General features: G+C 62.6%; 16 protein-coding genes. 7 read left to right on the forward strand and 9 right to left on the reverse strand.

Annotated elements, in window-relative coordinates:
• Positions 1–67: 67 nt before the first annotated feature.
• The 5 genes from VGH68_RS11595 to VGH68_RS11615 all read left to right on the forward strand — a co-directional run bounded on the left by VGH68_RS11595 (position 68) and on the right by VGH68_RS11615 (position 4,780).
• Positions 68–571, forward strand: coding sequence for a hypothetical protein (locus tag VGH68_RS11595; protein ID WP_331603764.1), 504 nt, complete (start codon positions 68–70; stop codon positions 569–571).
• Between the two features lie 232 nt (positions 572–803).
• Positions 804–1,871 (forward strand): TauD/TfdA family dioxygenase, encoded by a 1,068-nt coding sequence (locus VGH68_RS11600; RefSeq protein ID WP_331603765.1) that lies wholly within the window; start codon positions 804–806, stop codon positions 1,869–1,871.
• 173 nt (positions 1,872–2,044) lie between these two features.
• A complete protein-coding gene (locus VGH68_RS11605) occupies positions 2,045–2,848 on the forward strand; it encodes an ABC transporter substrate-binding protein (protein WP_331603766.1) in 804 nt (267 codons plus the stop codon).
• A gap of 38 nt (positions 2,849–2,886) precedes the next feature.
• Positions 2,887–4,026, forward strand: coding sequence for an amino acid ABC transporter permease (locus VGH68_RS11610; RefSeq protein ID WP_331603767.1), 1,140 nt, complete (start codon positions 2,887–2,889; stop codon positions 4,024–4,026).
• 10 nt (positions 4,027–4,036) lie between these two features.
• Positions 4,037–4,780 (forward strand): amino acid ABC transporter ATP-binding protein, encoded by a 744-nt coding sequence (locus VGH68_RS11615; protein WP_331603768.1) that lies wholly within the window; start codon positions 4,037–4,039, stop codon positions 4,778–4,780.
• Between the two features lie 179 nt (positions 4,781–4,959).
• On the opposite strand, the gene VGH68_RS11620 is transcribed toward VGH68_RS11615, so the two are convergent.
• From VGH68_RS11620 to VGH68_RS11635, 4 genes are all read right to left on the reverse strand, one after another.
• Entirely contained in the window at positions 4,960–5,730 is a 771-nt protein-coding gene (locus VGH68_RS11620; protein WP_331603769.1) for an SDR family oxidoreductase, read from the reverse strand.
• Between the two features lie 75 nt (positions 5,731–5,805).
• On the reverse strand, positions 5,806–6,660 hold the full coding sequence (locus tag VGH68_RS11625; RefSeq protein WP_331603770.1) for an alpha/beta hydrolase: 855 nt from the start codon (positions 6,658–6,660) through the stop codon (positions 5,806–5,808).
• A 104-nt stretch (positions 6,661–6,764) separates the two neighbouring features.
• Complete coding sequence (locus tag VGH68_RS11630; RefSeq protein WP_331603771.1) at positions 6,765–6,914, reverse strand: hypothetical protein; 150 nt, start codon at positions 6,912–6,914, stop codon at positions 6,765–6,767.
• Positions 6,915–7,007: 93 nt separating this feature from the next.
• Positions 7,008–7,460 (reverse strand): alpha/beta hydrolase, encoded by a 453-nt coding sequence (locus VGH68_RS11635; RefSeq protein ID WP_331603772.1) that lies wholly within the window; start codon positions 7,458–7,460, stop codon positions 7,008–7,010.
• 206 nt (positions 7,461–7,666) lie between these two features.
• Here VGH68_RS11635 and VGH68_RS11640 point away from each other — a divergent pair, with 206 nt between their 5' ends.
• The gene (locus VGH68_RS11640; RefSeq protein WP_331603773.1) at positions 7,667–7,894 is read left to right on the forward strand and encodes a hypothetical protein; all 228 of its coding nucleotides are present in this window, start codon (positions 7,667–7,669) and stop codon (positions 7,892–7,894) included.
• A 71-nt stretch (positions 7,895–7,965) separates the two neighbouring features.
• Here the strand turns inward: VGH68_RS11640 and VGH68_RS11645 are convergent, their stop codons facing one another.
• The 3 genes from VGH68_RS11645 to VGH68_RS11655 all read right to left on the reverse strand — a co-directional run bounded on the left by VGH68_RS11645 (position 7,966) and on the right by VGH68_RS11655 (position 10,652).
• Positions 7,966–8,730 carry a ParA family protein gene (locus tag VGH68_RS11645; protein ID WP_331603774.1) on the reverse strand — a complete coding sequence of 255 codons (765 nt, stop codon included), beginning with the start codon at positions 8,728–8,730 and terminating at the stop codon, positions 7,966–7,968.
• A gap of 208 nt (positions 8,731–8,938) precedes the next feature.
• A complete protein-coding gene (locus VGH68_RS11650) occupies positions 8,939–9,835 on the reverse strand; it encodes an SDR family NAD(P)-dependent oxidoreductase (protein ID WP_331603775.1) in 897 nt (298 codons plus the stop codon).
• 64 nt (positions 9,836–9,899) lie between these two features.
• Positions 9,900–10,652, reverse strand: coding sequence for an SDR family oxidoreductase (locus tag VGH68_RS11655; protein ID WP_331603776.1), 753 nt, complete (start codon positions 10,650–10,652; stop codon positions 9,900–9,902).
• Between the two features lie 113 nt (positions 10,653–10,765).
• Between VGH68_RS11655 and VGH68_RS11660 the strand changes: the two genes are divergently transcribed.
• Positions 10,766–11,692 carry a LysR family transcriptional regulator gene (locus VGH68_RS11660; protein WP_331603777.1) on the forward strand — a complete coding sequence of 309 codons (927 nt, stop codon included), beginning with the start codon at positions 10,766–10,768 and terminating at the stop codon, positions 11,690–11,692.
• A 112-nt stretch (positions 11,693–11,804) separates the two neighbouring features.
• On the opposite strand, the gene VGH68_RS11665 is transcribed toward VGH68_RS11660, so the two are convergent.
• Both VGH68_RS11665 and VGH68_RS11670 read right to left on the reverse strand, forming a co-directional pair.
• The gene (locus tag VGH68_RS11665) at positions 11,805–12,215 is read right to left on the reverse strand and encodes a DUF302 domain-containing protein (protein ID WP_331603778.1); all 411 of its coding nucleotides are present in this window, start codon (positions 12,213–12,215) and stop codon (positions 11,805–11,807) included.
• Positions 12,216–12,449: 234 nt separating this feature from the next.
• A partial coding sequence (locus VGH68_RS11670; RefSeq protein ID WP_331603779.1) for an ABC transporter substrate-binding protein occupies positions 12,450–13,004 on the reverse strand: 555 nt, incomplete at its 5' end.

A 13,004-nucleotide genomic window follows, 5' to 3' on the forward strand; every position in this document is an offset into this window, starting at 1 on the left:
GTTCGCGCCGGACGATGGTACACCTGACGCCTGTCCGAAATCCTTCGGAAACCGCTCAGGAGGCTCTATGTCGCCGCAACTTCTTTTCCAGCTGCACCTCGTTTTCGGCTATGTCGCGTGGCTGCTTTGTTTTCGCACCTATGTATGGCCGAGGCTGAAATCGATGGACGTGTTCGATGCACAGCGCGCCATCGCCACGTTGCATAGCTTCCGTTTTTTCGGCCTGGCGTTCATGTTGCCAGGCGTCGTGGGTGCCGGCTTGCCGGCGAGCTTCACCGTCTTCGCCGCCTACGGTGACTTCGCAACGGGGTTGCTGGCGATGTCGGCGCTGCTCGCCGCCCGGATACGGCCGCTGTTCTGGTCGTTCGTCGTGGCTTTCAATGTGGTGGGGGCGACCGATCTTATCGTCGATTACTACCACGCGGTTCAAGCCGATGTGCCCATGCGGGCGGGCGAATTCGGCGCGATGTACGCGATTCCGGTGATCTACGTGCCGGTACTCGCGATCACGCACGCTGCCGCGTTTTATCTGCTGCTGCGGCCACAGATGAAGATGGTGCCGGGTTATTGATCGCGGACGGTTCTTCATCGAAGTCGACTCCATGGCGCTCAGCCGGCATCACGCCGCCACCACGGATAGGTGTTTGCCCTCATTCTTACGGGAACCGCTTGAAGGAAAACTGCCCGCGACTTATCTTGCATATCTTGTATATACAACCTGCGACGCGGCAGTAGCGCCCGTGCTGGACACATCGACGATCAGGGCCGAGACCACTTAGGTCCTCAATCACTTTGGAGAACCCATGTCATCCGCCGATTACCTGCAAGGTGCGTGTGTGTGGAACGGTGCCGGAATGTACGACAACCCTCGATGGGTGAAAGACTTCCCGCCCGCCGTGCTGGATGAGATCGACAGCGCCGTGCGCAAGTCGGCTGACATCGACTGGCCCGGCGTCGACCGCGCTAACTTCCCGCTGCCGAGCGCACAGGCTTTCTTCGACGATGTGCGCGAAGAACTCGAGAACGGCTCGGGCATGGTGAAAGTTCGCGGCCTCGATGTCGGCTGTTATGACCAGCAGCAGTTGCGCCGCATCTGGTATGCGCTGGGCCGTCACTTCGGCACGCCGATGTTCCAGAACCGCCGAGGCGAACTGATGCGCGAGATCAAGGACGAAGGCGCCGGCGTCGGCGCGAGACTCTATGGCTCGACCGTGGACGCATCGGGCAAGGAATTCCTGTCGTCGGGTGCGCGCACCCTTTCGCCGGGAGAACTGCGCTTTCATACCGACCGCTGCGACGTGGTCGGATTGCTGTGCGTGCGTCAAGCCTCCGAAGGCGGTGTCAGCAAACTCGCGAGCAGCGCGACCGTGTACAACGAAATGCTCAAGCGCCGGCCGGATCTGCATGCGCTGCTGTGCAAACCGATCCCGCGCAGCCGCTTCGGCGAGGAAGCCGGCGGCCAGTACGTGAGTTACGATCTGCCGGTCTTCGGCGTTCGCGACGGCAAGCTCACGAGTCACTTTTCGCTGACGTACATCGAGAATGCGCAGTTGCTTTCGGGCGTGCGCAAGCTGACCGATGCCGAGCACGAAGCGTTGCGGATGCTGCTTGAACTCGCTCAGGAGCAGTGCTTCGAAATGCGCTTCGCGCCTGGCGACATCCAGCTTCTGAACAACCATATCGTCTATCACGGGCGTACCGCCTTCAAGGACGACGCGACGACCGGCCAGGACCGGATGCTGATGAGGCTGTGGCTGTCGGTGCCTAACTCGCGCGCGTTGCCCGAAGATCATGCGGTGCTGTGGGGCGACGTAGCGGGCGGCATGCCTCGGGGTGGCATCGCGCAGCCCGCGACACCTTGCGTAGCTTGAGCGCAGGGCTTGTCCCGATCTCGCTTTGCCGTCGTAGTCGGTAATCTGTAGACGTGTAGCCGGTCGTTAAGAAGCAGTACCCCACAATCACGGAGACTAATGTGAAGCCAAGCAGCATGCCTCTCGCACAAAAACGTACAACGTGGCTTCATCGGGCGGCGGTCTGCGTCGCTTTGAGTGCCATCACCGTCACCGCATTCGCCGCGCAGGACTTTGGCAAGTGCGAAGTCACCGGCCAGAAAGGCTCGGTCAAATTGACGACCGTGGCTCCGGGCACGCTGTCGGTGCGGCCGGTTCTCGGTGTACCGGGCTGGTGGAATGGCGACTCGCTCGATACGATCAAGGACGGCTTCGAGTACTGCATGGCCGCCAACATCGCGTATCGCGCGGGCCTCGACCGGGTCGTCCTGGTGAGCCGGTCCTTCCAGCAGATTCTGACCGGCCAATCGCAGGGGTTCGATATCGCGCTGAGCGAAATCACGATCACCGAGCCGCGCAAGCAGGTCGTGAATTTCACCGAGCCGTACTTCAATTCCGATCAGGGAATTCTTGTCAAGACCGGCACGAAGGTCGACAAGAACAATCTCGCCAGCCTTCGTTATGCGGTTGAGCGGGGCACCACGGCTTACGACTACATCGTTGAGAAAGTAAAGCCCGCCGAGCCGCCGAAGGTGTTCAACGATCCGCCGTCGATGTACACCGCACTGGCCGCCGGGCAGGTCGATGCGGTGGTCTACGACACGCCGAACGTTCTTTTGCGCGCGAAAAATGCGAACGGCGCGCTGCAAGTAGTCGGCCGTTTCGATACCGGGGAAAAGTGGGGCGGACTGGTCAACAAGGATTCGCCGAATCTGGCGGCATTCAACCAGGTGATCGAAGGCATGAAGAAAGACGGCACGCTGGAGAAGCTGAGCGCCAAATACCTGACGCCGGAACTCGGCGTGGATCCGACCAAAGTGCCGGTGCTGAACCCCTGAGCGACTCGATCCGGCACTCAACCCAACGAGCCTGAACCATGAGCAATGCAACGCGACAGACAAGCGACGTGATGCCGAGCCCCACGGGCCACGGGCGTCGTTTGAGGATGGGGCGCGCGCCGTGCGTGCCCACGTCACTACTGCTCGCATCGATCGCGGCGGTCGTTGCCGTCGTAACGGGAAGCTGGTACACGGTCGCCGTGATGCGCGCGTCGTTTGTCGCCGCTGGTTTCAATGGCGCGTGGATCAATGCGCTCGCCGTGGTTCTCGGGTTGCTTTCGATCGCGCTCGTCATGCCGGTGGTGCGGGCGCTGCGGGCGTGCGGCCGGATTCGCGATGCGGCCGCGCGCGGCGATCTCGCGCAAGCACGCGGCGCTCGCTCGGACGCTCGCGACCAGTGCTTTATCGCGTTGGGCTATGCATTGGCGCAACTGGTCGTCGTCGTCGTGTGCCAGTTCTTTTTGGTCAACCATCAGGCGGTCGCCAAGACGTTCTTCCTGGTGCCCCTGATGGTGAAGACATTTCCATTAGTGCTTGCCGCGTTCTGGATGAACGTGAAGATCTCCGTCATTACGGAAGTACTGGTGTTGATCTGGGGGCTGGTCGTCGCGCTCGCGATGTTCGCGCCCGGCGCGGCTGGCAAGCCGGTTCGTCTGATCGCCACCGCGTATGTCGATATCTTCCGCGCGGTGCCCGCGGTGCTGGTGATCTATCTGGTCGGTTTCGGCGTTCCGCTGACCGGCATACCGTTGCTGAAAGATTTTTCGCTGACGGTGTTCGTGATCGTCGCGTTGACGTTGACCGTCGGCGCTTACGTCGCGGAGATTTATCGCGCGGGTATCCTGAGCATTCACTGGAGCCAGAGCGCCGCCGCCCGTTCGCTTGGCCTGTCCCATTTCCAGACCTTGCGATTCGTGATCATTCCACAAGGCATCCGGCAGATCATTCCGCCACTGCTCAATTCGTTTATCTCGTTGCAGAAAGATACCGCGCTGGTGTCGGTCGTCGGCGTGATCGATTCATTCAATCAGTCGATGTTGATCGCGTCGAATTACTACAATCTTTCGGCGGTCAGCACGGTCGCTCTGCTTTTCATCGTCGTATCGATTCCGCAAACCCGATTCGTCGAGCGGATGATGCGCCGCGACCGCGCGCGCATGCGTGCCGGCGAAGCCTGACGGAGACTCCATGTCGTTTATCGACATTCGCGATATTTCTAAATCGTATGGTGAGGTGCCGGTCATCAAGCGCCTCGCGATGACGGTCGACGAGCATGATGTCGTATGCCTGATCGGACCGTCCGGCTCGGGGAAGTCGACTCTGCTGCGCTGTATCAACGGTCTGGAATTGATCGACGATGGCGAAATACTGGTCCACGGCGACCGTATCACTGGGCGCGGCGTCGACGTGGATGCATTGCGTCGCGACATCGGCATCGTGTTTCAGGGCTACAACCTGTTTCCGCATATGAGCGTGCTCGAGAACGTGACGCTCGCGCCGATTCGCGTTCTGAAGCAGAAGAAAGACGAAGCGGAACAACGTGCGATGGCGCTGCTCAAGCGCGTTGGCCTCGCGCACAAGGCAAAGGAATATCCGGACAGGCTCTCGGGCGGTCAGCAGCAGCGCGTGGCGATTGTGCGCGCGCTGGCGATGGACCCGATGGTGCTGTTGCTCGATGAAATCACGTCCGCACTGGATCCCGAGTTGGTTTCCGAAGTGCTGAACATCGTGCGCGATCTCGCGAGCGAAGGCATGACGATGTTGCTCGCGACGCACGAGATGGGGTTTGCGCGCGAGGTTTCATCGAAGGTCTGTTTTCTGTGCGACGGCGCCGTGTACGAAGAAGGGCCGCCAGAGCAGATCTTCGGCGACCCGACGCGCGACAGAACACGCGCGTTTCTGAAGAGCATTCGGGAAGCAAAGCGTATCTGACCGAAAGCGCGCGATCGCAATCAACCCTGTTAGCGACGGCAAGTTCGGTCGATTCACGGATTCACGGATTCGCAACGCGTCCCTTGGCATCCGCGAACCGGGCCACCCGCATTGGTGATGTTTCGCGTGCGTGCGTGCGCGGCGCCAGCTAATCGCCAGCGCACGCGCGGCCTCGACGATCAGGCCGATTTGACTTCGCCGCCGTCCATCCTCAATGCCGAGCCGGTCATCCAGCGAGCGGCCGGCGATACGATAAACGCGATCAGCCCGGCAATGTCCTCCGGCGTGCCATATCGCGTGATGCCCGCCTCTGCCGGAAATTTCGCGGTCGCCTCTTCGACGCTCATGTTGTGCAGTGGCGCCCAATGTTCCAGATACGATTTGCGGCGACCCGTCATCACCGCACCGGGCAATACGCTGTTGACCTGCACGTCGTCGGCAATGCCGCGATCCGAGAATGCCTTCGCGAGCGCCACGATCGCTGCGTTGATGGCGCCCACTGCCGCGTAAGGCGCCTTTGGAAACAGCGCCGAATTGCCCGACATCAGCACCACCGATCCTGCTGACGCTTTCAACGCGGGCCATGCCGCGATCGTCAAACGCCGCGCGCCGTGCAGTTTCAACGCGAGGCCGCCGTCCCACTGCGCGTCGGTCATCTCGAGAATATCGATCTGCGGCACCGCGCCCGCGATGTTCAGCAATGCGTCGATTCGGCCGAACGTCGCGAGCGTTTGGTCGACCACCTTTTGCGCGGCGTCGGGCCGGGACAGATCGAGGTCGACGGCGAGCGGCGTGGCGCCCGCTTTGGCGACCTCGGCCGCAGTCTGTTCAAGATTGTCGCGATTGCGTGCGACCAGCACGATCGACTCGAAGTCGCGTGCGAGTCTGATCGCGGTCGACCGACCGATACCCTGGCTCGCGCCAGTCACGATAGCTACTTTTGCGGACATCGCATTTCTCCGGCTGTGATCCACAGGTTCGTTTCAATCAACGGTCAAGCTGCTTGCTGAGCGCAGCGCCGCATGTCACCGAATCAGGAAGCCGGCAATGGCTTCTGCGATTTCCGCCGCATGCGTCTCCAGCGCGAAATGGCCGGTATCGAAGAAGCGCACCACCGCTTGCGGCATATCGCGACGGAATGCCTCGGCGCCGGGCGGCAGGAAGAACGGATCGTGCTTGCCCCATACCGCGAGGAACGGCGGTTGATGTGTGCGGAAGTACTGCTGGAACGCCGGGTACAGCGCGACATTGCTTTGATAGTCGCCGAACAGATCGAGTTGCACGTCGTGCGCGCCTGGCCGGGCCAGATAAAACTCGTCGAGCGAATAGCTATCGGGCGAGACCCGCGTTGGATCGCTCACGCCATGCGTGTATTGCCATACGGTCGTGTCATGCGTGAGTAACGCACGCAACGCGTCGCGATTCGCTTGCGACGGGTCCTGCCAATACGCGCGAATCGGATTCCAGCCATCGCTCAGGCCTTCTTCGTATGCGTTGCCGTTCTGCGAAATGATCGCGGTGATGCGCTCGGGATGCTTCAGCGCAACACGAAAACCTGTCGGCGCGCCATAGTCGAACACATAGAGCGCGTAACGATCGAAACCGATCGCCTCGGTGAAGCGGTCGATCACGTTCGCAAGGTTGTCGAACGTATAGGCGAAGCTGTCGCGCGACGGCATGTCGGACAGTCCGAAGCCGGGCAGATCCGGCGCGACGATATGAAAGCGATCCGCCAGCTTCGGAATCAGATCGCGAAACATATGGCTCGAGCTTGGGAAACCGTGAAGCAGCAGCAGCTTCGGCGCGCCGGCTCGGCCCGCTTCGCGATAGAACACGTTGAACTGGTCGACGTCGGCATGACGGTAGGCGATGGATGACATGATTTCTCTCTCGATGAATGAATGCGGCTGTTGAAGCGGCGATCGATGATCGAACGGGGCTCGGAGCTTGCGCGATGCAGGAATGAAACGTGGGCCGGTCGTTCTTAGCGCACCGATATCGCGTGGACCGCGTCGACGATCACGTTTGTCACGGCCTCCGGCGCGGTGACGAGCGGCGTGTGATCGACCTGATACGCGTGGCGGCGCGCGTTCATCCGGTCGGCCATGAAATGCTGCGTATCCGGATCGATCATCCGATCCTCTTCGGCAATCAGATACCAGCTGGGCGTATCTCTCCAACGGGGGCGGCCGACCGGCTCGCCGATACACGCGACCGCAATCGGCCGTTACACCGCGGCGAGCACCGCCAAATCCTCCGGCGTTGCGTTCTGTGCGAACGCGGCCGCGAAATCGGGCTCCGCCAGCCATAGGCGACCGTGCTGATCGGGTGCCAGCTTCGGCGCTTGCGGATGCTGCGCGCCGCGATAGAACACGTCGCCGACCGTTTCCCCTTCGTCGGGCGCAAGCGCGGCGATAAACACCAACGCCTTGATCGCGTCGGACTGCGCCGCGCCGATCACCGCGCCCGCATATGCATGGCCCGCCAGCACCAACGGCCCTTCGATGCGTTCGAGGGTCTGTTCGAGCGCGGCTATGTCGTCGCTGAGCGACGTCAACGGCATTGGCGCGGCGATCGCACGGATGCCATGCGCCCTCAACTGGCCGATCACCTTGCTCCAGCTCGAGCCGTCCGCCCATGCGCCATGCGCGAGCACCACATTCACGTTACCGGGGTTCATTTCGTTGCTCCGTTGATCGACGCGTTGACTTGTTCGTAACCGTTAAAACGACTGTTTAAAGGTTACTTATCCGAGGCGTAACTTGTCAACATGTTTTTGCGTGGTTACACGTGCGATTGCTGGGCCGAATCGCTGACGGATGAACGAGTGCAACGGTCATCGCTATTGCCAATTCGGCGCTGATAGCGGGAAACGGGCGTGACTACATGGCCGCACAGGTTGTGACGGCAACGCTTATCCGGGTGATTTTGGCGACCGTGTTTGTCATCGAGGACACGCGCAATGGGCGTCCGCTTGTCGCGACGTTGGCCGTGGATCTGCTTCGCAATGGAATGACCACGATACCGATGCTGCTCGCGCGGCAACGGCGCGACAGCATCGCGAGATCATCGGCGAGTGAGGTGGGTCGGAAGCGCGCTCGCCGCCGCGGTTGATCAACATGAATCGGCCGGCCGGGATCGAGGCCGAAGCCGGGCCCTGATCCGGCTACTTCGGCGTGCTCGCGCTACTCGCTCAGCTCACGATACAAAGCCCGATATTCCTGCGCGAGCTTATGCCCCGGCTCGAGGTGAATAACCGGCGTCGCCTGTTGATGCGATTCGCGGATTTTGACCGACGACGACAGCCGCGAGGCCAGCACCGGCAAGCCTTCGCTAACCAGTTCGTCGACCAGTTTTTGCGGCAGGCTCGCGCGCGGCTGGAACTGGTTGATGACGATCCCTTCTACTTCCAGCGCGTCGTTGTGATCCTGGCGAATCTCCTTCACGTTTTCGAGCAGCGTATACAGCGCGCGACGCGAAAAGTCATCGCAGTCGAACGGAATCAGACAACGCTCGACCGCGATCAGCGCGGAGCGGGTGTAGAAGTTCAGCGCCGGCGGCGTGTCGATATAGATCGCGTCGTACATGTCGAGCTCGTTGAGCGCGTCACGCAGCTTGTAGATCTTGTAGCGCGATTCGAGCTTGCCCTGCAGCGTGTCGAGATCGGGATGAGCGGGCATCAGGTCGAGATTCTCGAATCGGGTCGGATGAATAAAGGCTGTGGCCTCAACGGGTTTGAAGCTGAACGTGAGCGCGGTTTCGAAAAAGCCGGCGACGGTAGGATGCACTTCGCTGGCCTGCGGCCCAAGCAGGTATTGCGTTGAATTCGCCTGAGCGTCCAGGTCGATCACCAGCGTGCGCAGGCCTTCGCTCGCGCTGACGGCCGCCAGATTGCAGACGATGGTCGATTTGCCCACACCGCCTTTCTGATTGAATACAACGCGCCGCATGTTCTCCCCTTGAACGGAAGGTATCCGAAAGACGCTCAGCATACCTGAGTCCGGTGACCGCAACGCCGCGTGTGCGGGTCGAGATGCCCGCGCATGAAACATGCCGCACGGTTCGGCGGTTTGCAACTATCGCGTTTCTCGAATCGAGCGCGCTGCCCGGCACGAAGTGGCCGGGCAGCGTCCCCGATACGGGCGTCGTCGCGCGGCGTCAATACGAGCGCGGCGTCAGCAGCTCGGACATGCCGACGCGATGCAGCATCTCGGCCCTGATGCGGTCGAGCACTGCGAAACCGACATCCGCGCCGTCTTGCGACGGGTCGATATGCACGCGGAACGGACGCCGTCCGAACGGCGCATCGACGACCTCGACGATGGCCTGCGCGACGAGCGCGACGTCGGCATCCGGCGGCACGATCGCGGCAAAGGCCTTCTGGATGCGCTCGCCCAGCCCCGCGTTCGGCCCGTTGTCGTACGCGTCGAGCACGCGCTGGTCCGCGGGATGGCCCGCGTGCTCGAAGTGGTTCGTGCCGGAAGTGAAGGCGCCCGGAACGATGATCGAGGTTTCAATGCCCCAACTCGACAGCTCGCGCGCGTATTGAACCGCGATCGCATCCATCGCCGCCTTCGCCGCGAAGTACGGCGCAAGGTAAGGCGGCGTGCCGCCCGCCGAGCTGCTGCTCGACACCCACGCGACGAGGCCACGCTTTTGCTTGCGCATCTGCGGCAGCACCGCGCGATTCACGCGTTGCGTGCCGAGCACGTTGACGTCGTACAGCTGCGCGTATTGCTCGGGCGTAAACGCCTCGGCCGGGCCGAAGGCCATATGGCCGGCGTTATGCACGATCACGTCGATGCGGCCCGTCTCGGCGATCACCTGCGCGATTCCCGCGACGACCGAATCCTGCGACAGCACGTCGAGTTCGACCGCGCGCAGATCGGCGCGATGTTGCCGCGCGAACTCGGCCATCTGCGCGACGACCGGTGCATTGCGTCCGGCGGTTGCGCGCATCGACGCGTAGACAGTGTGGCCAGCTGTTGCGAGCGCTTCGGCGGCGAGGCGTCCGAAACCGCTCGACGCGCCGGTGATAACGACGACCTGTTTCATGATCAGCTCCCTGTTCGGGTTGAATGCCGGATTGACTGGAAGTTTGCGTTCGGGAACGGGACGCTCAGACGATGCCGCCGTTCACGCGCAGCGTTTGGCCGTCGACCCATGCGCCGGCGTCGCTGGCGAGGAACGACACGACGGCCGAGATGTCCTCGGGCTGACCGAGGCGTTCGAGCGGCGGCATCTTGGCGAGGCGTTCGACCTGCTCGGGCGTCTTGTCCTTGAGGAACAGGTCCGTCGCGGTCGGCCCGGGCGCCACCGCGTTCACGGTGATGTTGCGGCCGCGCAGTTCCTTCGCGAAGACGTTCGTCATCGTTTCGACCGCGGCTTTGGTCGCGGCGTAGACCGAATAGCCAGGCATCGCGAGCGCTTTCATGCTGCTCGAGAAGTTGACGATGCGGCCACCGCTGCGCAGCTTCTTCGCCGCGACGCGCAGCATGTTGAAGGTGCCCTTCAGGTTGACCGCGACGAGGCGGTCGAACAGCGCGTCGTCGGTGTCGACCAGCGACACGAGACCCGGCTGGATGACGCCAGCGTTGTTGACGACGATGTCGACACCACCGAACAGTGTGACGGTCTGGTCGAACAGCGCCGCGACCTGGGCCGGCACCGCGACGTCGGCCTGGATCGCGGCCGCGCGGCCACCGGCGGCTTCGATCGAGTCGACGACGGCTTGCGCGTCCGCAGCGCGGCCCGCGTAGTTGACCACGACGGCGATGCCGTCCGCGGCGAGACGCTTTGCGATGGCGGCGCCGATACCGCGCGACGCGCCGGTGACGATCGCGACTTTGGAACCGTTGGCTTGGGTGCTCATGGTGACTCTCCTTTCGACTAGGGTGGTACTGGGTGATGCGATGGACGTATCTTCTCGCCAGGCCTGTTCAAACGGTAGCCGCATGACCAACATATCGGCTATGCTCACAGCGTATGACAGCCTTCGACGACCTCGGTCTGCTTCGCGCCTTTGTCGCAATCGTGGAGAGCGGCAGCATCTCCGCGGCCGCGCGCAAGCTGCGCCTGACCCAACCCACGCTGAGCCGCCAGTTGCGCGCGCTCGAAGATCAATGCGGCGCCGCGCTGCTGCGGCGCGATACGCATCGCATGAGCGTCACCGACGTTGGGCATCAACTGCTCGCCGACGCCGAGGCGCTGTTGTCGCTTGCGGACGAATCGGAGCAGCGTTTGCGCAGCGATCAGACCGCGTTGAGTGGCACGATCCGTGTGTTCTCGACGATCGATTTCGGGCAATCGGTGGTGAGCCGCCTGATCAGCAGCTTTATTCACGCGCATCCGGGTGTGCGGATGGAATTGGGCTATTCGAATCGACCGGTGCGCATGATCGAAGAGGGTAGCGACGCGGGGATTTTCGCGGGGGCGATCAGCGACGATCGGGTGGTCGCCCGTGCGCTCGGCGAGATCAGGCGCTATGTGGTCGCGTCACCCGCGCTGCTGAAAGATCACAAGAAGTCCAGCAAGCCCGAGGATCTTGCTGCGCTGCCGTGGATCGGGTTGTCCGGCAGTCAGTTCGGCGGGGTAAGAGAGCTCACGCTTCATTCGGGGGCGGCGGAGCACGTATTGCGGGTCGAACCGTTGTTCGTTACCGAAGGGGTGACGAGCATACGCGAAGCGGTTCGCATGGGGCTCGGCATTGCGGTGCTGCCGGAATGGCTGATCGGCGAGGATCTGACGTCGGGGCGGCTCGTGCGCGTGTTGCCGAAATGGCAAGCGAAGCCGCTTGCCGCGCAGATTATTTACCCCGCGCAGCGCCGAGTGCCGTTGCGGGTGAGAACGTTTATCGATTTCGCGACGGAGTACATGACGACGGTGCTAAAGCCGCGTCACGCGAACGGATAATCCATGTCGACCATTACGTTGAAGAGCGTGCACGGACATGCAAGCGCTCCCGGGCCTGCTAGCGTGAATTGACCGGCGTGCGTCGCATCGCGATGAACCTTCGTTTGCAGCGTCAGCGCGCGGCGGCGTCCACGAGGGCTGCCACGCCGCTAACCGGCTTTAGCAGCTCATCCGAAAGACCGTGACGCTGGCGGAGGTAATCGGGCGAGTTGAACGACAGCCAGGTGCGGCCGGCCGCATCGTCCCAGACGAGGACCTTGAGCGGCAGATCGAGCGCGGCGGTCGGCGCGAATTGCATCAACGGTGTGCCCGCCTTCGGATTGCCGAACACCAGCAGTCGGCTGAACGGCATCGTGAGTCCAGCGCGTTCGGCGTCGCCGCTGAAATCGATGCAGGCGAACAGCGTCAGGCCGCGTTGCGGGATCAGCGCCGCGAGCCGCTCGACCGTTGCGGCGCCGGCCTGCGCGCTTGCCACGGTGACGATGCCCGTGCCGGTGTTTTCTGCAATCGAAGCGGTGGCCATGATTTCTCCTCGGCGGGTCGGGTGCGCCCGGCGGGCTCGCGGTAGGGCCTGGCGCGGCGAAGCGCGCGCCGCGATGTCGCCTGGCTCACGGCGCGCGAAGCAGCTCAGGCGCCGCAGGTCAGTTCAGTGTAGGCGTTTGCGCAAGCAAGGCAGCCGGTTTTGGCACGGAACGGATGCGTCAGACGATATGGTTTGTGATGTTCGACGCACCGTACCCCCGCCTCGCCGCATTCGTCACTGACTCAGATAAACAAACTTCCCATCCTTGATCGTGCCCATCACGCTCGCGCGCTGGTCGAGCCCCACGTGATCCTTCACGCTCGTGTTGACGACGCCATTCGGCACCACCAGCTCATGCGCGTGCTCCAGTTCGTTGCGCAATGCGACGCGAAACGCCGGCGTGCCTGGCTGCGCGGTCTTCAACGCTCGTGCGACCGCATCCTGCAAGCGCGGGTAGACGCCGGCCGCGTCGCCCGCGAACTGTGTGACGCTGCCCGGCCCGTACTTCGCCTCGTATTGATTGACGAACGCGAGCGCCGCCTTCTTCGCCGGATGATCGCCCGGCAGCGTGCGCGCGACCACGACCGGCTGCGTCGGAAACAGCGTGCCTTCGACATCCTTGCCGCCGAGCTTGATGAACTCCGGCGTCGCGATGCCGTGCGTCTGATAGATCGGTCCCTTGTAGCCGTGCTCGATCAAAGTGCGTTGCGGCAGCACGGTCGGCGTGCCCGCGCCCGCGATCAGGATCGCATCGGGCTTCGCGGCCATCAGCTTGAGGATCTGGCCGGT

Source organism: Paraburkholderia sp. (genome assembly GCF_036488505.1).
Lineage (GTDB): Bacteria > Pseudomonadota > Gammaproteobacteria > Burkholderiales > Burkholderiaceae > Paraburkholderia.

What these genes read in the sequence shown, in the direction of transcription:
- VGH68_RS11595 (WP_331603764.1), top strand. Translation starts at nt 68, where the DNA reads ATGTCGCCGCAACTTCTTTTCCAGCTGCACCTCGTTTTCGGCTATGTC.
- VGH68_RS11600 (WP_331603765.1), top strand. Translation starts at nt 804, where the DNA reads ATGTCATCCGCCGATTACCTGCAAGGTGCGTGTGTGTGGAACGGTGCC.
- VGH68_RS11610 (WP_331603767.1), top strand. Translation starts at nt 2,887, where the DNA reads ATGAGCAATGCAACGCGACAGACAAGCGACGTGATGCCGAGCCCCACG.
- VGH68_RS11615 (WP_331603768.1), top strand. Translation starts at nt 4,037, where the DNA reads ATGTCGTTTATCGACATTCGCGATATTTCTAAATCGTATGGTGAGGTG.
- VGH68_RS11620 (WP_331603769.1), bottom strand. Translation starts at nt 5,730, where the DNA reads ATGTCCGCAAAAGTAGCTATCGTGACTGGCGCGAGCCAGGGTATCGGT.
- VGH68_RS11625 (WP_331603770.1), bottom strand. Translation starts at nt 6,660, where the DNA reads ATGTCATCCATCGCCTACCGTCATGCCGACGTCGACCAGTTCAACGTG.
- VGH68_RS11630 (WP_331603771.1), bottom strand. Translation starts at nt 6,914, where the DNA reads ATGATCGATCCGGATACGCAGCATTTCATGGCCGACCGGATGAACGCG.
- VGH68_RS11635 (WP_331603772.1), bottom strand. Translation starts at nt 7,460, where the DNA reads ATGAACCCCGGTAACGTGAATGTGGTGCTCGCGCATGGCGCATGGGCG.
- VGH68_RS11640 (WP_331603773.1), top strand. Translation starts at nt 7,667, where the DNA reads ATGGCCGCACAGGTTGTGACGGCAACGCTTATCCGGGTGATTTTGGCG.
- VGH68_RS11645 (WP_331603774.1), bottom strand. Translation starts at nt 8,730, where the DNA reads ATGCGGCGCGTTGTATTCAATCAGAAAGGCGGTGTGGGCAAATCGACC.
- VGH68_RS11650 (WP_331603775.1), bottom strand. Translation starts at nt 9,835, where the DNA reads ATGAAACAGGTCGTCGTTATCACCGGCGCGTCGAGCGGTTTCGGACGC.
- VGH68_RS11655 (WP_331603776.1), bottom strand. Translation starts at nt 10,652, where the DNA reads ATGAGCACCCAAGCCAACGGTTCCAAAGTCGCGATCGTCACCGGCGCG.
- VGH68_RS11660 (WP_331603777.1), top strand. Translation starts at nt 10,766, where the DNA reads ATGACAGCCTTCGACGACCTCGGTCTGCTTCGCGCCTTTGTCGCAATC.
- VGH68_RS11665 (WP_331603778.1), bottom strand. Translation starts at nt 12,215, where the DNA reads ATGGCCACCGCTTCGATTGCAGAAAACACCGGCACGGGCATCGTCACC.